Origin of the sequence: Acidithiobacillus marinus (assembly GCF_002847505.1) — a bacterium.
Classification (GTDB): Bacteria; Pseudomonadota; Gammaproteobacteria; order Acidithiobacillales; family Acidithiobacillaceae; genus Acidithiobacillus; species Acidithiobacillus marinus.
Genome location: NZ_MXAV01000004.1, coordinates 239,644 through 257,955, shown reverse-complemented (window position 1 = coordinate 257,955; position 18,312 = coordinate 239,644). Strand labels below are relative to the sequence as shown.

Sequence of the window (18,312 nt, the reverse complement as noted above, 5' to 3'; positions counted from 1 at the left end):
CCCTGCACCAGCCTGAATCAGACAGCTTCCGGTCCTTCTTCGCCGGTGCGGATGCGAATCACTCTTTCCACGGCACTCACAAAAATCTTGCCATCGCCAATTTTACCGGTGCGCGCAGACTGCTCGATGGCTTCAATGGCACGATCCGCCATCTCATCGTCCACGACCACTTCCAGCTTGAGCTTAGGCAAAAAGTCCACTACATATTCTGCGCCCCGATATAATTCAGTATGGCCCTTTTGACGCCCGAAGCCTTTCACTTCTGTCACCGTCATGCCCGCCAGACCGATCTCCTGCAATGCTTCGCGCACATCATCCAGCTTGAATGGCTTGATGATTGCCTCAATTTTCTTCATGTTGTTGCTCCTCGTTCAGCTTATGGTGGCCACCCCAGGAAGCGTAGCCGTTGGTAATAGGATAGCGCCGATCCTTCCCGAATGCGCGGGAACTGATACGGACACCGGGAGCGGCTTGTCTTCTTTTATATTCGGCACGATCTATCAAACGCAGTACCCGCCTGACCATATCAGCAGCGTAGCCGGCAGCCATCAGGTCTTCGGCTGAGCAATCTTCTTCTACATAAGCGGCAATGATGGCATCCAGCACTGCATAGTCCGGCAGACTGTCCTGATCACGCTGATCCGGAGCCAGCTCGGCGGACGGCGCCCGGTTCAGCACACGCTCGGGAATGACTTCAGACAACGCATTACGATAACGGGCCAGGCGATACACCAAAGTTTTGGGAATATCCTTGATGATCGCGAAACCACCCGCCATATCGCCATACAAAGTGGCATAACCCACGGCAATTTCACTTTTATTGCCGGTCGTGACCAAGAGATGACCAAATTTGTTGGAATAGGCCATCAATAAACCGGCACGAACCCGCGCCTGCAGGTTTTCTTCGGTGGTATCCGGGGCCCGCCCGGCGAACAAGGGGGACAATTCCTGTAAATAGGCCTGAAAAACCGGTTCGATGGACAGCAAATCATGGGAGACGCCCAGGCTTTCTGCTTCGGCCTCCGCATCTTCCACACTCATGGCGGCAGTATATCGGGAGGGCATGATCAGGGCATGGACTCGCTCCGGCCCCAAAGCATCGACGGCAATAGCCAGAGTCAGCGCTGAATCGACCCCTCCCGAGAGGCCCAGCACCACGCCGGGAAAATGATTTTTACGCACATAATCGCGAATTCCCAGGGTCAGCACGGCATAAACTTCGGCGACCATATCCTCCAAATCGACGGGAGGCGTCTCACTTTTCAATTTCAGCCCCTGGGAGCTGCGTGCAAAATCCGTTAGCAGCAGAGCCGACTGGCATAGCGGCCCCCGGCTTTCCAGCCGACCCGAGGCATCCAGCACAAAAGAGCGCCCGTCAAACACCAGTTCATCTTGTCCTCCCACCAGATTCACATAACAGATGGGCAGCTTTGTCTGGATCGCCAGAGCAGCCAGGCGGGACTCCCGCTCTCCCTGCTTGTGGCGGTGATAAGGGGAGGCATTGAGTACCAGCAATAACTCTGCCCCCTGAGTAATGCTGGCTTCGGCCACTGCCGGCCCACACCAGACATCCTCACAGATCGCCACCCCGCAAGAAATGCCCGCACAAGTAAATGTGAGCGATTGCGTCCCAGGTGTGAAATAACGCAATTCGTCAAAAACCGCATAGTTGGGCAGACAATGCTTGTGATAAACCGCTTCGACCTGTCCATTCCGCAACAAACTGGCACTGTTGTAAAGCTTGGTGTCGATCCGTTGGGGATGCCCCAGCAACACCGGCAAGGGCGCTTGCAATGTCAGCAAGTGCAGAGCCTCATCGCAGCTCTGCAGAAAATCCTCGCGCAAAAGTAAATCTTCGGGGGGGTAACCACATAAGGCCAGCTCCGGGGTCACCAGCAAATCGGCACCAGCCGTTCTGGCCTCCTGGGCTGCCGCCAGAATCATGGCCACATTGCGGTCTATATCACCGACCCAGGCATTACACTGCGCCAGAGCGACGCGCATCAGCCCTCCAGCAAGGCCGCAGCCCGTGCACCCAGTTCCGCCGGAGAATGCACACAATGCACACCAGCGGCTTCCAGAACCGCATATTTGGCCGCAGCTGTGCCGGCATTGCCATCAATAATCGCTCCGGCATGTCCCATCCGCTTGCCCTTGGGCGCCGTGGACCCGGCGATAAAGGCGACCACCGGCTTGCGCACCTGGGACTGGATGAACTGTGCTGCTTCTTCCTCCATGCGCCCACCGATTTCCCCGACCATGATAATCAGTTCGGTTTGCGGATCCGCTTCAAAAAGCGCCAGCACTTCGACAAAACTCATGCCGATCAGGGGATCCCCACCGATACCCACACAGGTACTTTGTCCAAGACCCAGACGGGTGGTCTGCTCCACGGCTTCATAGGTCAGGGTTCCGGAACGGGACACAATGCCGACCTTGCCGCTGCGGTGAATGGAACCGGGCATGATTCCGACTTTCGACTGTCCCGGAGTAATGATACCCGGACAATTGGGACCGATCAGACGTACCGCAGAGCCCGCCAGGTAATGTTTGACCATGAGCATGTCGTGCACCGGGATACCCTCGGTGATGCAGACAATCAACTCAACACCGGCAGCGGCCGCTTCGATGATGGCATCGGCGGCAAAGGGCGAAGGCACGTAAATGACACTGGCCTCAGCACCCGTTTCCCGGACAGCATCAACCACCGTATCGAACACCGGCAAGTCCAGATGACGACTGCCACCTTTACCGGGAGTCACTCCGCCGACCATCCGCGAACCATAAGCTATGGCCTGCTGGGAATGAAAGGTTCCCTGTTTGCCAGTAAAACCCTGGCAGATAATGGGGGTATCACGAGACAGCAATATGCTCATATATGCACCAAAATCAGAATCAGCAGCAAAATTATCACGGCTTCACCCACTAACAGAAGCAGTATGTAGGGATTACGTCGCACCGGGGGATGGACTCGATTCAGAGCTGTCCGCAGGTCCGCAAAGTCTTGCCGGAGATGCTCCAGGTCGTCCACCTGGGCCACGGTTTTCAGGCGCTCATCGAGAATCTGGTCGAGCAGCACGGCCATTTCCGCCATACGCTCTGCCGATTTTTGATCGGCCCCCCGTTTGACGTAGACATCAGCCAGACGGGTAATCAACGGACCGGAATTGCGCAATACCGGCCACAAACGCTGCAACCAGAGAATATTGATGGACACCTTAGCCCTGCGCGGCCGCCACGGCCTTCACAGCAGCATCGGTGAGTCCATCGGCAGTGATCAATGAAAGACCACTCTCCTGTAACAAAGCCATCCCTTCCTCCTTGCGGGTACCTTCCAGGCGGACCACCACCGGTAGATGAATACCCACCTCTGCCGCCGCCTGGATGATCCCTTCCGCCAGCAAATCGCAGCGGGTAATGCCGCCGAAAATATTCACCAGGATCGCCTTCACCCGGGTATCCGATAAAATCAGCTTGAAAGCCTGGGTCACCTTGTCGGCTGCCGCACCGCCGCCCACATCGAGGAAATTGGCGGGTTCGCCTCCATGCAGTTTGATCATGTCCATGGTCGCCATGGCCAGTCCGGCGCCATTCACCATGCAACCAATATTGCCGTCCAGGGAAATATAGTTCAGTCCAAACTGTCGGGCGGTGATTTCCCGTCCGTCCTGCTGGGTGGAATCAAAGAGCTCGTCGGATTCGGGGTGACGGTACAAGGCATTGTCATCCATGACCAGCTTGGCATCCAGGGCCAGAAGGCGACCATCACGGGTAACTACCAACGGATTGATTTCCACCATGAGAGCATCCAGCTTCAGGGCAAGGCGATACATCCCCTGCATGATCCGGGTCAGTTGCTGCACCTGGCTGGCATCCAGACCAAACCGGAAGCCCAGTTGCCGGGCCTGGAAGGGCAGAAATCCACTGCGTGGATCCACCACCAGCTTGATCAGGGCTTCGGGTCGCGTGGCGGCCAGTTCTTCAATGTCCACACCCCCTTCCTGGGTGGCGAGAAAGGTCATCCGCGCCTGACCACGATCCACCAGCAGCGCCAGATAGAGTTCCCGGGCAATACTGCTGGGTTCTTCAATCAGCAAGGCCGCCACATGCTGCCCCTGGGAACCAGTCTGGGCCGTGACCAGTCTCTTGCCAAGCAATTCCTGGGCGGTTTTTTCCACCTCGGCAATACTGTGGACAAGCCTCACTCCTCCAGCCTTGCCCCGCCCTCCGGCATGGACCTGGGCTTTTACCACCCAGTCCGGTCCACCCAGCTCACGGGCCTGGTTCACGGCCTCCCGCACAGAAAAGGCGGGAATCGCACGGGGAACAGGGACGCCTTCTTCGGCCAACAATCGCTTGGCTTGATACTCATGCAGATTCATGCAGATTCCTTTACAAGCGCCGGATCAGTGCTGCCGTAAATGCACTGGTCGATAATGCCGGGACATCTCCGCGCAAAACCGCCAGATCGCCGGTCACTTCACCTGCCGCAATGGCGCCATTCATGGCCTCGACAATGGCCTCGGCGGCTTCCTTCCAGCCCAGATGTTCGAGCATCATGACCGCCGACAAAATCAGGGAACTGGGATTGGCCTTACCCTGCCCGGCAATATCGGGCGCAGTACCGTGGGTGGCCTCAAAAATAGCGTGGGTGTCGGAGAGATTCGCTCCCGGAGCCATACCGATGCCACCCACCTCAGCGGCCAGGGCATCGGAAACGTAATCGCCATTGAGGTTCAGGGTGGCCACTACCGAGTAGTCTTCGGGACGCAACAGAATTTGCTGCAGAAAATTATCAGCAATGACGTCCTTGATGATGAGCTTGCCGTCGACTATTGCCTGGGCTTCTGCCTGTTGTGCAGCCGCCTTGCCTTCAGCCTTGCTGATAGCGGCCTTCTGCTTCCAGGTGAACACTCGTCCGGCGAATTCCCTTTCCGCCAGCGCATACCCCCAGTCACGGAACCCTCCTTCGGTGAACTTCATGATATTGCCTTTGTGCACCAGGCTGACCGAGGGTTTACCTTGCTCCAGAGCGTACTGGATGGCCCGCCGGATGAGGCGCTCCGAACCCTCCAGAGAAACCGGCTTGATACCGATGGCCGAACTGTCGGGAAAGCGGATTTTTTTGACACCCATTTCTTCCTGAAGAAAACGGATGACTTTTTCAGCTTCGGGGCTACCCGCTGGCCATTCGATCCCTGCGTAAATATCTTCGGAGTTTTCCCGAAAAATGACCATGTCCACTTTTTCGGGATGGCGCATGGGACTGGGCGTACCCGCGAAGTAGCGCACTGGCCGCGAACAGACGTACAAATCCAGATCCTGGCGCATGGCGACATTCAGGCTGCGAATGCCCCCACCCACCGGCGTTTCCAAAGGTCCCTTGATCGCGACCTTATATTCCCGGATGGCGGCCATGGTTTCATCGGGCAGATACTGACCCTCTCCATAAAGCTGCACGGCTTTTTGCCCGGCATACAACTCCATCCAGGCAATCTGCCGCTGGCCGCCGTAGACTTTCTGCAGCGCCGCGTCAACGACACTGCGCATGGCGGGCGTCACATCACAGCCAATACCATCTCCCTCAATAAAAGGAATGACAGGCTGATCGGGCACCTGCAATACTCCATCCCGGACGGTCAGGGGGCTTCCGTTAGATGGCTTCTGAATTTGTGTCGTCATGACACCTGCTCCAGTTGTTCACTCGCCCAGGAAAGGGCACCGCCTTTCAAAATGAGTTCGAGGTCCCGATCACTGCCCAGTTGCGGCATGACTTCAATATCCAGCCCCTGGGTGTCATCGCGAAGCATCAGGGTTTTCCCCAGTGCCAGTCCGGTCAGGTCGAGACTGAGCTGGTCAGCCGCCTGGACCTTGGCATAATCCTCAGAGTGGACAAAAGTCAGGGGTAAAATCCCGAAATTGATGAGATTGGCCAGATGAATACGGGCAAAGGACTGCACCAGCACCCCGCGTACTCCCAGATAGCGTGGTGCCAGTGCCGCATGTTCCCGGCTGGAACCCTGACCATAATTATGTCCAGCCACGATAAAACCGCCGCCGGAGGCCTTGGCACGACTCGGGAAGGTTTCGTCGACCATATGGAATACAAATTCGGAGATAGCGGGCAGGTTGGAGCGCAGGGGGAGCACCTTGGCCCCCGCCGGCATGATGTGATCAGTGGTGATGTCGTCTTCGAGACGGATTAACACCTCGCCTTCCAGGCGCGCCGGGGCTGCCTTGCCGGTGGGCAATTTGGCGATATTCGGGCCACGGATGATTTCCACGTCACTGCCTTCAGGCGCCGGGGCCAGCACCATGCGATCATCCACCAGAAACTGCCCGGGCAGGGGCACATGAATGGGAGCCAATCCGAGGTCGCGAGGATCGGTTATTTCGCCGGTCAAGGCACAGGCCGCACAAGTTTCCGGGCTAGCAAGATAGACTTCGGCATTTTTGGTGCCGGAACGTCCGTAAAAGTTGCGGTTGAAGGAACGTACGGAAACCCCCTGGGTCGGCGGCGCAAAACCCATGCCGATGCAAGGACCACAGGCCGATTCGAGAATGCGCGAGCCGGCTCCGATGAAATCCAGCAAGCCCCCATCCTTGGTGACCATTTCCATGACCTGACGGGAACCCGGGGACACCCCCAGACTGACCCCATCGGCAACCACCTTGCCCTTGAGCATCTGTGCCACGGTCATCAGGTCGGTATAGGAAGAGTTGGTGCAGGACCCAATAGCCACCTGTGCGACTTTGGTATCTGCTATTTCCCGCACCTTTTTGACATTATCAGGGCTGTGGGGACAAGCAATCAGGGGTTCGAGGGCGTCCAGATCAATTTCCAGGACCTCGTCGTAAGTGGCATCGGCATCAGCCACCCATTCGGACCAGGTCGTTGCCCGCCCCTGGGCGGTCAGGTAACTTTGGGTCACGGCATCACTGGGGAACACACTGGTAGTGGCCCCCAACTCCGCACCCATGTTGGTAATGGTGGCGCGCTCGGGCACACTCAGGTGGGCAACACCCGGGCCGAAGTATTCAAACACCTTACCCACCCCGCCTTTCACGGTTTTCCGCCGCAATACCTCAAGAATGATGTCCTTGGCACTAACAAAGGGTTGTAATTTTCCGGTCAGTTTGACGCCCACTACTTCGGGCATATTCAGGTTGAAAGGCAAACCGCCCATGGCCAGGGCAATATCCAGGCCGCCCGCGCCAATGGCCAGCATCCCTGCCCCTCCAGAAGTCGGGGTATGGGAATCAGAGCCCAGCAAGGTGCCTCCCGGCTTCGAAAAGCGTTCCAGATGGACCTGATGACAAATGCCATTCCCCGGACGGCTGAAATGCACCCCGTACTTGGCGGCAAAACTCTGCAAGAAACGATGGTCATCGGCGTTTTCAAAGCCGGACTGCAGCATGTTGTGATCCACATAGGAGACTGACAGCTCGGTACGCACCCGGGGCAGACCCAGGGCTTCAAACTGCAGATACGCCATGGTCCCGGTCGCATCCTGGGTGAGGGTCTGATCAATACGAATCGCTATCGGACTCCCCGCCTTGAGGGAACCACTCACCAGGTGGGCGGCAATAATTTTCTGGGTGACGTTCATAGCCATGAGCTAATCTCCTGAGCTGGAAGTTACGGTCGAGAACCACGTTTGACTCCATCATCGCAAATGCAAAGGCTGGCGCCAAGCATGCGCAATACCTTTATATAAGCTGACGAAACTTCTTGGTGCACGCAAATCAGGGGGCTGCCTGCGTCCAGGTTATGGCGCGGCGCAGGCGGGACAGGGTTTCATCCTTGCCCAGGAGCGCCAAGGTCGCATCAATCGGCGGAGAAACCGCCCGGCCTGCCACCGCCACCCGCAGCGGCTGGGCGACTTTCCCCATTTTCCCCTCGGCATGACTGACCGCCAACTCCTGGATGGCACTGTGAATGGCGGCGGCCGTCCAGACCGGCAAAGCCTGTAGATGATGAATAAGCCTGTCCAGTAAGGCAGTCTGTCCATGCAAATGTTTTTCCACATCTTTGCTGTCGCCGGATACGGGAGCCACATAAAACATACTCGCGGCACCGGCCATTTCTACCAGGGTCTTTGCCCGCTCCTGCAACAAGGCAACCACCGCTGAAAGCTCCGGCCCATGGGCGAGGAGAACTTCTGTTACGCCCTGGGCGCCCAGATAAGGCCGCAGATGTTGCGCCAACCCTTCAGGGCTCAGACGTTGCATATGCTGGGCATTGATCCACAGCAACTTTTCTGGATTGAAAGCGGAAGCAGCCTTGTTGACTGCGTCAATCCGGAAAAAGGCGATCATCTCTTCGCGGCTGAAGACCTCCTCGTCGCCATGGGACCAACCCAGACGAATCAGGAAATTGAGCAATGCATCAGGCAGAAACCCCTGTTCCCGATATTCCAGCACGCTGACTGCACCATGACGTTTGGACAGTTTCTGCTTGTCCGGCCCGAGAATCATGGGCACATGGGCGTAGACTGGCAAATCGGCGCCTAAAGCCTGCAAAATCTGCATTTGTCTCGGCGTATTATTGAGATGATCATCGCCGCGAATCACATGAGTGATACCCATGTCCCAATCATCGACCACCACGCAAAAATTGTAGGTGGGCGTCCCGTCCGAACGCGCAATAATTAAATCATCCAGCTCGCTGTTCTGGAAGCTGACCCGGCCATGGATCAGGTCTTCGACCACCGTTTCCCCGGTATCCGGACTGCGAAAGCGAATCACCGGTGAAACCCCCTCGCGTGCGCTGCTCCGTGTCCGGCAACGACCATCGTAACGCGGCTTCTCGCCCCGGGCGCGCTGCTCTTCGCGCATCGCATCCACTTCTTCACGACTGCAATAGCAGTAGTAGGCGCTGCCCTCTTTCAGCATCTGCGCCAGCACTTCCCGATAGCGGTCCATACGCTGGGTTTGGTAAAAGGGCCCTTCGTCCCAGTCCAGCCCTAACCAGGCCATGCCCTCGAGAATGGCTGCCGTGGCTGCGGGCGTGGAACGCTCCAGATCCGTATCTTCAATACGCAATACAAAACGCCCACCCAGCCGGCGAGCATGTAACCAGGAATAAAGCGCGGTACGCACTCCACCGATATGTAAATAACCGGTGGGACTCGGCGCAAAACGGGTACGAACAGACATAAGCAATCAACCTGCAGCAAAATCTAAGGTCAAATCATAACAGGCCCACCTTGCATTCGGTATCCTTGCAGACAACAGAAGAAACAAAAATGATGTTCAGCCATGTTCCCAACAGAAATTCGATGAAAAGTCGTTTGACTCTGAATGGGGGTTTTGCTTACTATCCCAAAGTCAGCAAACAAAGCCTATACCAAGCTGCTGTTTATAATGACATCCTTATTGAGATGGGTATCGTCTGCGGGACACCCGATGGTGGATTGACCCGCCCTGGAAGGAGCAACATGAACAAGCGAATGATCGCTATCGCCACTGTGTTGGCGCTAGGGAATGTTCCTATGGCTTGGGCCAACAGCCAAATCATAGGCCTACCACAAAATGATCTTCAGAATTCAATACCGGTAATTACAGGCACTATCGGCAATCCCGATAGCTCTGTTAACAGTCTTGCCGCAACCCTTCAACAGTTTGAGGCGGCAGGCGCATTTGGTGAACAAGGTGGCACCGGCAACGTCTGGACGAATATTGATCAAGGTCTGCGACTAAGTAATGTGTCCCGGGTCGAAGTGGACAAATGGCGCACCTGGTTTTTGCAGCATCAAGGCAAGCTGGAACAAATTCTTAATAATTCCCGTCCCTTCCTCTATTACGTAGTCAATGCCGTTTCCCAACGGGGCCTGCCCATGGAACTTGCCCTGTTGCCTGCCATCGAAAGTGGCTACAACCCCAAGGCCTTTTCTCCTGCCGCCGCCGCTGGACTCTGGCAGTTTGTACCCGGAACCGCACGCAGTTTCGGGCTGCAAAATACCCGTTATGGTGATCCCCGCCTGAGCCTGACGGCTTCCACCCATGCAGCCCTGGATTATTTGTCTTATCTGTACAATTATTTTGGCGGCAACTGGCTGCTGGCCATTGCGGCCTACAATGCGGGGCAAGGTACGGTTTCGGCGGCCATCCAGCAAAATGTGGCCGCCGGCAAACCCACAGATTTCTGGGACCTCAACCTTCCCGAACAAACTGAAAACTATGTGGCGGAATTGCTGGGCCTCGCCCAGGTCATCAAAAACGCCCAGGCTTACCACATCAGTCTGCCTTACATTCCCAATACCGCCCATGTCGCAGTAATCACCACACCCCGATCCGTCGCCCTGAATGTGGCCGCCAATCTGATGAATGTGCCGGTGACCGAGTTACAGCATCTCAATGCCGGTATCAGTTATGGGATGGTGCCCGCCGACTATCAGCTGGTGGTTCCCAAAGACAAGGCCGCCACGCTGAAAACCGCTTTACTGACCATGCCCCAGGAGGCCGCAGCCCAGGCTTTACCCAGTCCGCAACCTGCTGTCCTCGCGACTCAGGTAGCACCACACCACTTTGCTTCGTCGCCTGCACTCAGCCATTTGACCGTCCATCCCGGTAATACCCTGTCACAAATTGCCTTGCGCAGCGGAGTCAGCGTGGCGCAGATTCAACGCTGGAACCACTTACGTTCCGCCAGTGATCTCCAAGTGGGTCAGCAACTGGTGATTTATGGGGGTCATCACTTGGAAAATGCGACTGAACGCCAACCCGTGCAGCAGCATCTTGTCGTCCATTCCGGTGACACTCTTTCCGGGCTGGCACAGCGTGCTGGTGTCAGCGTTCTGGAGCTGATGCACTGGAATCACATCCGTTCGGCCAATGATCTGCAGATCGGCGAGAAACTCACCGTTTATGAAGGCAGGGCAACCCCGGTTTATACAGCGGCCCGCAGTCATCGCCAATTGACGGTTCGTCCCGGCGAAAGCCTCTGGCAGATTGCGCAAAGAGCCGGCGTCGGCGTGCGTGCCATTGCTCAGGCGAATCACTTGACGGAGCGATCGGTCATTCATCCTGGCCAGGTGTTGAACATTCCTGCGGACACTGCTGTGGCCGCCATCAGTGCCCGTCAGGAACGTGCTGCCACCCAACCGCATGCTACCACCTACATTGTGCGCAAGGGCGATACCCTCTGGCAGATCGCTCAGCAGTATCATGTCCAACCCAAGTCCCTGATTCAATGGAATCGTCTGGCCTCCGCCAGCGACATTCAACCAGGTTCAAAGCTCACCATCTATACACGCTAAGTATCAAGCAAGGGGTTTCTATTATGGGTTTCATGGCAGGCAAAAAGGCACTCATCGTGGGTGTAGCCAATGATCGTTCCATTTGCTGGGGAATTGCCCAGGCCATGCACCGCCAGGGCGCCGAAGTATTGCTGACCTACCAGGGTGAGCGTACCAAAAGCCGGGTGGAAGAATTAGCCGGACAAATCGATGCTCCCGAGCCTATCGAGCTGGATCTGATGGATGATCAACAGTTGCAGAGCGCCATGGAGCATGTTCGCTCGCTTTGGGGTGGCGTGGATATCGGTATTCATGGCGCCGCATTTGCGCCCAAGGAAGAGCTCAGCGGAAGCTATCTGGATGCCACCACTCGAGAAGGCTTCCGTATTGCCCACGAAGTTTCTTCCTACAGCTTCACTGCCATGGCCAAGGCCATGCATCCCTTGATGCAGGGTCGCCAGGGTGCCCTGCTGGCCCTCAGCTATCTTGGTGCCGAGCGGGCTATGGCCAACTACAACGTCATGGGTCTGGCCAAGGCCAGCCTCGAAGCCAGTATCCGTTATCTGGCTTATTCCCTGGGAACAGATGGTATTCGGGTGAATGCCATTTCCGCAGGCCCTATTCGCACCCTGGCCGCCAGCGGCATCGGCGAATTCCGCAAAATTCTCGACCATTATGCCGAGCACGCCCCGCTGCATCGTAATGTGACTCAGGAGGAAGTGGGTAATGCCGCAGCCTTCCTCTGCTCCGATTTAGCCTCCGGTATTACCGGCGAAATCACCTATGTGGATGCCGGTTTCAATACCGTCGGTTTTTAAGCCCTTTTTCACGCGCTTTCGGCCGGAATACTTATCCGGCCATGGCCTTGCCCACTTCTGAAAGCATTTCTTCAAAGCTTTTGGCGAAAGCGGCAAGCCCTTCTTCCTGTAATTGTGCGGCGATCTGGTCCATGTGAATACCCAGGGATTCGAGCTGATTCATGGTCGTCCGTGCGGCGTCCATTCCCTCCATGATACGATTCGCAATCTGGCCATGATCCCGTAACTTGTTCAGGGTTTCATCAGGCAGGGTGTTGATGGTTTCCGGTCCCATCAACGGCTCCACATAAAGTAGATCCGAGTAAGCGGGATTTTTGGTACTGGTACTTGCCCAGAGCAGATACTGTGGGCGTCCACCTGCCTTGGTCTGTTCCGCAAAACCCTCCCCATGAAAAGTTTCCTGATAAATGCTGTACGCCACTTTGGCCAAGGCCACGGCCGCCCGCCCGCGCAGGGCCAAGGCTTCGGTCGTACCGATTTTTTCGAGCTGTTGATCAACCAGCGTATCCACCCGGGACAGAAACAGGCTGGCTACTGCCTTAACCTTGCGCGGGTCTCCCCCCTGTTTTATCCAGTGGGCCAGTCCCTGCTGATAGGCAGCAAACACCTTGCGCACATGATCCAGACCAAACATCAGGGTGACATTGACAGAAACACCTTCACCAATCAGGGTACGCAATGCGGCAATCCCCTGGGATGTGGCTGGCACCTTGATGAGCAAGTTGTCGCGTTGCACCAATCCTCGCAAACGATGGGCTTCGGCAACCGTGGCCGCTTCATCCTTGGCCAGACGTGGAGACTCCTCCCAACTCACCCAGCCATCATCGCCAGCACTGGCCTGATGGGCCGGCTGGAGAAGATCGCAGGCCATGCGCAAATCCTGCAACACCAACTGCTCATACAGCCGCTCGGCAGATTCTGCCGACTGGCGCAGATCATCTCGATAATAAGGACTGGAGTGGATGGCCTTCTGGAAAATGCTGGGATTGGATGTTACTCCGCTGACTCCATCCTCGTTGATATACTGCTTGAGAATATCATCGTGAATTAAAGTCCTCGACAAATTATCCAGCCAGATACTCTGGCCTACCTCTTGGTGCAATGCATGCAAATCTGTTGTCATTACTGAATCCCTCCGAATATTTCGTCAGAAACCTTCTCGCTACGCCCTAGCCAGCCATCTACGGATTAACCAATAGCTCCGTTCATGCCATTCAGTGTAGACCAGAGCCGGAGATCATGCAGAAAGTATCCACTATGCCCTTGCAGCAACTCCAGAAGCGGCCTAATATTCATACCCAGCCCTCTCATTTAAGGACGGCAAGATCATGAAAATCACCAAAAACATGAACAGCACCGAGCGCTGGCTCCGCATTTACTTCGGTGCGATTATTTTTCTGATTTATTTCGTCAATCCCTTTCCTTACCGTGAGTGGACCTTTTCCGGCCTGCTTCTCATCGCGACAGGCATTTGGGGATATTGTCCGGTATACAGTTTTCTCAAGAAAAGCCGGGATTCGACCAAACTGCAGCCCTGATCACCTTCTTAATCGGGGATACGCATTCGACAACATACAGGTATCCCTCCTTTCCGCTGCTGCGGTGCTCACAGGGGGTACTTTTTATGCGCCCCGTTACCCATCCTGTACGAAAGTGCGTCAAGGCTTTATTATTTGCCCTTAATTTTTTCTGAAATCACTGAAATGGCACTCATCGTACAAAAATTTGGTGGAACTTCTGTGGGCAACCCGGAGCGCATTCGTGTGGTTGCCGAAAAAGTCATGGCCAACCATCGGGCCGGACATCAGGTGGTTGTTGTGGTTTCGGCCATGTCCGGCGAAACCGATCGTCTCCTGCAACTGGCCCGCGCCATGGCCGCCGACCCTGCCGAGCGCGAACTCGACACCCTGCTCAGTACCGGAGAACAGGTGACCATTGCCCTGTTGTGTATGGCTTTGGAGGGGATGGGACAAGCCGCCATATCGTTTACGGGTACCCAGGTAGCGATTACGACGAACTCTGCCCATACCAAGGCTCGTATCGAGCACATTGAAGATCACAAAATCCGGTCAGCACTGGAAGCTGGAAAAATTGTCGTGGTTGCCGGGTTTCAGGGTGTGGATCCTCACGGTAACATTACCACCCTGGGACGGGGTGGCTCTGATACGACTGCCGTGGCCCTGGCGGCTGCCCTCCATGCCGATGAATGTGATATTTTTACGGACGTAGACGGTATTTACACGACAGACCCGCGCGTGGAATCCCGGGCACGCCGTCTCGACCGCATTACTTTTGAAGAAATGCTTGAAATGGCCAGTCTCGGCGCTAAGGTATTACAAACGCGCTCCGTCGAATTTGCCATGAAGTACAATGTTCCTGTTCGGGTATTGTCCTCTTTTCAGGATGGCCCCGGCACTCTGGTTACCAACGAGGAAAATTCTGTGGAAGCTCCCCGCGTTTCTGGCATTGCCTTCTCCCGCAACGAAGCCAAACTGACGATGGTTGGTGTTCCTGACCATCCCGGCATCGCTTACTCCATTCTCGGTCCCGTCTCAGACGCCAACATCAACGTGGACGTGATCCTGCAAAATATTTCCGAGGCCGGCAAAACTGACTTTACCTTTACCGTAGATCGCAATGAATACGCCAAGGCCCGGGATATTCTCGTAGAAGTGGCCGCCAAGCTGGGCGCGGAAGATGTCCGGGGCGACAACCATATCGTCAAGGTTTCGGTGGTGGGCGTGGGGATGCGCTCTCATGCCGGGATTGCCGCCACCATGTTTTCCACCCTGGGCAAGGAAAATATCAATATCCAGATGATTTCCACTTCGGAAATCAAGATTTCCGTGGTCATTGAAGAAAAATATCTGGAACTGGCCGTGCGCGCCCTGCATGCGGCTTTTGCTCTGGATGGCGAGGCTCCGGTCTGATGACACTCATGCACAACTATGCCCGCCTGCCCGTGGCTTTCAGCCGGGGCGAGGGAGTGTGGCTTTACGATACTGAAGGACACCGTTATCTGGATGCTCTGGCGGGCATAGCCGTAGTGGGCCTCGGCCACTGCCATCCGGCCGTCACGGCGGCGTTACAGTCCCAGGCCAGCACATTGCTGCACACCTCCAATCTGTACCAGATTCCCTTGCAGGAAAAACTGGCCGACAGTCTCTGTCGACTCAGTGGTCTGGATGCGGCGTTTTTCTGCAACAGCGGAGCCGAAGCCAACGAAGCCGCGATCAAAATGGCCCGGCTCCACGGCCATCAGAAAGGTATTGCCGAACCGCAAATTCTGGTATTTACCCAGGCTTTTCATGGCCGCACCCTGGCGACATTGACAGCGACGGGCAACTATCGTATTCAGGAAGGTTTTGCACCGCTGGTACCGGGCTTTGTGCGTGCGCCCTATGGTGATTTGGCTACTGTGCGGGGACTGCTGGCTGCCAATCCCAGCATTGTCGCCATCCTGGTGGAACCGATACAAGGTGAAGGCGGGGTACGTCCGGCACCCCAGGGATTTTTGGCAGAGCTGCGCGCTCTGTGTGATACCCATGGTCTCTTGCTCATGCTGGATGAAGTGCAGACGGGCATTGGTCGCACCGGGAGCTTTTTTGCCTATCAACAGCTTGCCGGAGTTGTTCCAGATGTGCTCAGCCTCGCCAAGGGTCTGGGCAACGGCGTACCCATTGGCGCCCTGCTGGCGCGCAAAAGCGCCGCAGACCTGTTTGGGCCCGGTAAACACGGCACCACCTTTGGCGGCGGCCCCCTGGTCTGTGCGGCAGCCCAGGCCGTTCTGGACACCATGGAAAGTGCCCAGATCCCTGCCCAGGCAGAAAAAATGGGAGCACTGTTGCAGGAAAAGCTGCGCCATGCATTGGAACAGCACCCTGATGTGCAGGATATCCGGGGCATGGGTCTGATGGTCGGCATTGAACTCCATCAAAAACCCGAACATCTGGTGGAACGCGCGCTGGCAGCCGGATTGCTGATTAATGTCACTGCGGATAAAGTCATTCGCCTCTTGCCCCCACTCATCATCTCAGAACCGGAAATAGATTTGCTGGTTTCCGGCATTGTCCGTCTACTGGAACCCAGCTCATGAAACTGCGCCATTTTCTCAGCCTTGCCGACCTCAGTCCCGACGAATTGAAGGCCCTTCTGAACCGTGCCATCACTCTGAAGCAACTGCGCCAACAGGGCCAAACCTACATGCCCTGCAGCGGCAAAACGCTGGCCATGATTTTTGAGAAATCTTCCACCCGCACCCGGGTTTCCTTTGAAACGGGTATGGCGCAACTGGGTGGACATGCCCTTTTTCTGTCACCCCGCGATACCCAGCTGGGGCGTGGGGAAAGCATCGAAGATACCGCCCGGGTCATTTCGCGCATGGTTGATATGGTGATGATCCGCACCTTCAGCCATGACACCCTGAAGCATTTTGCCGCCGCCTCCCGGGTACCTGTCATCAATGGCCTTTCCGATGATCATCACCCCTGCCAGCTTCTGGCCGATCTCATGACCGCCACTGAACACTGGGGCAGCCTGGAAGGTCGCAAAGTCGCCTACATTGGTGATGGCGCCAACAATATGGCCCATTCCTGGATGGAAGCGGCACGCATTTTCAATTTCAGCCTGCGCATCGGCAGCCCTGCCAAATATTCGCCCAGCGCCGAAATGTTGGCTACGGGAGGAGAATATGTCACCGTCCTCCACGAACCCTTTGCAGCAGTGGAAGGTGCTGACCTGATTGTGACCGATGTCTGGACCAGCATGGGACAAGAGCAGGAAGCCGAACAACGCCGTACCATTCTTCAGGACTTTCAGGTGAACCACACGCTCATGGCAGCGGCGGCACCCGGTGCCCTGTTCATGCACTGCCTGCCCGCGCATCGCGGCGAGGAAGTCAGTGCTGACGTCATTGATGGTCCCCTTTCTGTCGTCTGGGAAGAAGCGGAAAACCGTCTGCATGCCCAGAAAGCTCTCATGGAATTTTTATTTGGCATCGGCCCGGTGGCCGCTTTGCAAGGAGCTCTGTAAATGGTCAAAAAAGTCGTTCTCGCCTATTCGGGTGGTCTGGACACTTCCGTAATCCTCAAGTGGCTGCAGGATCAATACCAGTGCGATGTTGTCACCTTCACGGCCGATATCGGCCAGGGTGAAGAACTCGAACCTGCTCGCGTTAAGGCAGAGAAGCTGGGCGCCAAGGAAATTTTCATTGATGACCTGCGTCAGGAGTTTGTCCGCGATTATGTTTATCCCATGTTTCGCGCCAACACCATTTATGAAGGAGAATATCTCCTGGGAACCTCCATCGCCCGGCCCCTCATCGCCAAACGCATGGTGGAGATTGCCGCCGAGGTGGGTGCCGATGCCGTAGCTCACGGTGCCACCGGCAAGGGTAATGACCAGGTCCGCTTTGAGCTGGGTGCCTATGCACTGAATCCGGCTATTCAGGTCATTGCTCCCTGGCGGGAATGGGATCTCAACTCCCGGGAAAAACTCCTGAATTATGCGGAAAAGCATGGTATTGCGGTGGAAAGACACGGCAAAAAATCCCCCTATTCCATGGATGCCAATCTGCTGCATATTTCCTATGAAGGCGGCATTCTCGAAGACCCCTGGACAGAAGCCGAAGAGAGCATGTGGCGCTGGACCACTTCTCCAGAAAAGGCGCCTGACCAAGCCCGATATCTGGAAATCACCTATGCCCATGGAGACCCCATCGCGGTGGATGGAGAGGCCCTCAATCCCGCGCAATTGCTGGCCCATCTCAATACGGTGGGGGGTGAGCATGGCATCGGCCGTCTGGATATTGTCGAAAACCGTTATGTCGGCATGAAATCCCGGGGTTGTTATGAAACGCCGGGGGGTACCATCCTGCTCAAGGCTCACCGCGCCATAGAATCCATCACCCTGGATCGGGAAGTCGCCCATCTCAAGGATGAGCTCATGCCCCGCTACGCCAGCATTGTCTATAATGGTTTCTGGTGGAGTCCGGAACGTCGCGCTTTGCAAACCCTGATTGACCAGACCCAGCGCCTCGTCAATGGTGTGGTGCGCGTCAAGCTCTATAAGGGCAGCTGCACCGTAGTGGGCCGCCAGTCCCAGGAAAGCCTTTTTGATCCGCGCATTGCCACCTTTGAAGATGATGCCGGAGCCTATAACCAGAAGGATGCGGAAGGATTCATTAAACTTAACGCCCTGCGTCTGCGTATCGAAAAACGCCTGCAGGGATAACTTTCAACGCGCACAGAACTCTG

At 56.0% G+C, this 18,312-nt stretch carries 16 protein-coding genes; 7 read left to right on the top strand and 9 right to left on the bottom strand.

All coding sequences use genetic code 11. The features are described 5' to 3' along the window. Positions 1-17: 17 nt before the first annotated feature. The 8 genes from B1757_RS01960 to gltX form a co-directional block, all read right to left on the bottom strand. The gene (locus B1757_RS01960) at positions 18-356 is read right to left on the bottom strand and encodes a P-II family nitrogen regulator (protein WP_101536704.1); all 339 of its coding nucleotides are present in this window, start codon (positions 354-356) and stop codon (positions 18-20) included. Next, positions 343-2,004, bottom strand: coding sequence for an NAD+ synthase (locus tag B1757_RS01955; protein WP_101536703.1), 1,662 nt, complete (start codon positions 2,002-2,004; stop codon positions 343-345). Before B1757_RS01955 ends, B1757_RS01960 begins: the two co-directional genes overlap by 14 nt. Next, a complete protein-coding gene (gene sucD, locus B1757_RS01950; RefSeq protein WP_101536702.1) occupies positions 2,004-2,876 on the bottom strand; it encodes a succinate--CoA ligase subunit alpha in 873 nt (290 codons plus the stop codon). The genes B1757_RS01955 and sucD overlap by 1 nt, the downstream gene beginning before the upstream one ends. Next, positions 2,873-3,217: a hypothetical protein gene (locus tag B1757_RS01945; RefSeq protein WP_101536701.1), complete on the bottom strand. Its 345-nt coding sequence runs from the start codon at positions 3,215-3,217 to the stop codon at positions 2,873-2,875. Before B1757_RS01945 ends, sucD begins: the two co-directional genes overlap by 4 nt. Position 3,218: 1 nt before the next feature. After that, positions 3,219-4,382 carry an ADP-forming succinate--CoA ligase subunit beta gene (sucC, locus tag B1757_RS01940; RefSeq protein WP_101536700.1) on the bottom strand — a complete coding sequence of 388 codons (1,164 nt, stop codon included), beginning with the start codon at positions 4,380-4,382 and terminating at the stop codon, positions 3,219-3,221. Positions 4,383-4,392: 10 nt separating this feature from the next. Next, positions 4,393-5,682 carry an NADP-dependent isocitrate dehydrogenase gene (gene icd, locus B1757_RS01935; RefSeq protein ID WP_101536699.1) on the bottom strand — a complete coding sequence of 430 codons (1,290 nt, stop codon included), beginning with the start codon at positions 5,680-5,682 and terminating at the stop codon, positions 4,393-4,395. Beyond that, entirely contained in the window at positions 5,679-7,616 is a 1,938-nt protein-coding gene (locus B1757_RS01930; RefSeq protein ID WP_101536698.1) for an aconitate hydratase, read from the bottom strand. The genes icd and B1757_RS01930 overlap by 4 nt, the downstream gene beginning before the upstream one ends. Before the next feature lie 130 nt (positions 7,617-7,746). Next, positions 7,747-9,159, bottom strand: a complete 1,413-nt coding sequence (gltX, locus tag B1757_RS01925) for a glutamate--tRNA ligase (protein ID WP_101536697.1) — start codon at positions 9,157-9,159, stop codon at positions 7,747-7,749. A 281-nt stretch (positions 9,160-9,440) separates the two neighbouring features. Here gltX and B1757_RS01920 point away from each other — a divergent pair, with 281 nt between their 5' ends. Both B1757_RS01920 and B1757_RS01915 read left to right on the top strand, forming a co-directional pair. Further along, on the top strand, positions 9,441-11,261 hold the full coding sequence (locus tag B1757_RS01920) for a LysM peptidoglycan-binding domain-containing protein (RefSeq protein WP_101536754.1): 1,821 nt from the start codon (positions 9,441-9,443) through the stop codon (positions 11,259-11,261). Positions 11,262-11,284: 23 nt separating this feature from the next. Continuing rightward, entirely contained in the window at positions 11,285-12,058 is a 774-nt protein-coding gene (locus B1757_RS01915; protein ID WP_101536696.1) for an enoyl-ACP reductase FabI, read from the top strand. Between the two features lie 31 nt (positions 12,059-12,089). On the opposite strand, the gene tal is transcribed toward B1757_RS01915, so the two are convergent. Beyond that, a complete protein-coding gene (tal, locus tag B1757_RS01910) occupies positions 12,090-13,181 on the bottom strand; it encodes a transaldolase (protein WP_101536695.1) in 1,092 nt (363 codons plus the stop codon). A 205-nt stretch (positions 13,182-13,386) separates the two neighbouring features. On the opposite strand from tal, the gene B1757_RS01905 reads away from it, so the two are divergent. The 5 genes from B1757_RS01905 to B1757_RS01885 all read left to right on the top strand — a co-directional run bounded on the left by B1757_RS01905 (position 13,387) and on the right by B1757_RS01885 (position 18,289). Further along, the gene (locus B1757_RS01905) at positions 13,387-13,596 is read left to right on the top strand and encodes a YgaP family membrane protein (protein ID WP_101536694.1); all 210 of its coding nucleotides are present in this window, start codon (positions 13,387-13,389) and stop codon (positions 13,594-13,596) included. 165 nt (positions 13,597-13,761) lie between these two features. Continuing rightward, the gene (locus B1757_RS01900; RefSeq protein WP_101536753.1) at positions 13,762-14,988 is read left to right on the top strand and encodes an aspartate kinase; all 1,227 of its coding nucleotides are present in this window, start codon (positions 13,762-13,764) and stop codon (positions 14,986-14,988) included. Continuing rightward, positions 14,988-16,154, top strand: a complete 1,167-nt coding sequence (locus tag B1757_RS01895; protein ID WP_101536693.1) for an aspartate aminotransferase family protein — start codon at positions 14,988-14,990, stop codon at positions 16,152-16,154. The genes B1757_RS01900 and B1757_RS01895 overlap by 1 nt, the downstream gene beginning before the upstream one ends. After that, positions 16,151-17,089, top strand: a complete 939-nt coding sequence (gene argF / locus B1757_RS01890; RefSeq protein WP_101536692.1) for an ornithine carbamoyltransferase — start codon at positions 16,151-16,153, stop codon at positions 17,087-17,089. Before B1757_RS01895 ends, argF begins: the two co-directional genes overlap by 4 nt. Next, on the top strand, positions 17,090-18,289 hold the full coding sequence (locus B1757_RS01885) for an argininosuccinate synthase (protein ID WP_101536691.1): 1,200 nt from the start codon (positions 17,090-17,092) through the stop codon (positions 18,287-18,289). It begins immediately after the preceding gene. Positions 18,290-18,312: the final 23 nt, after the last annotated feature.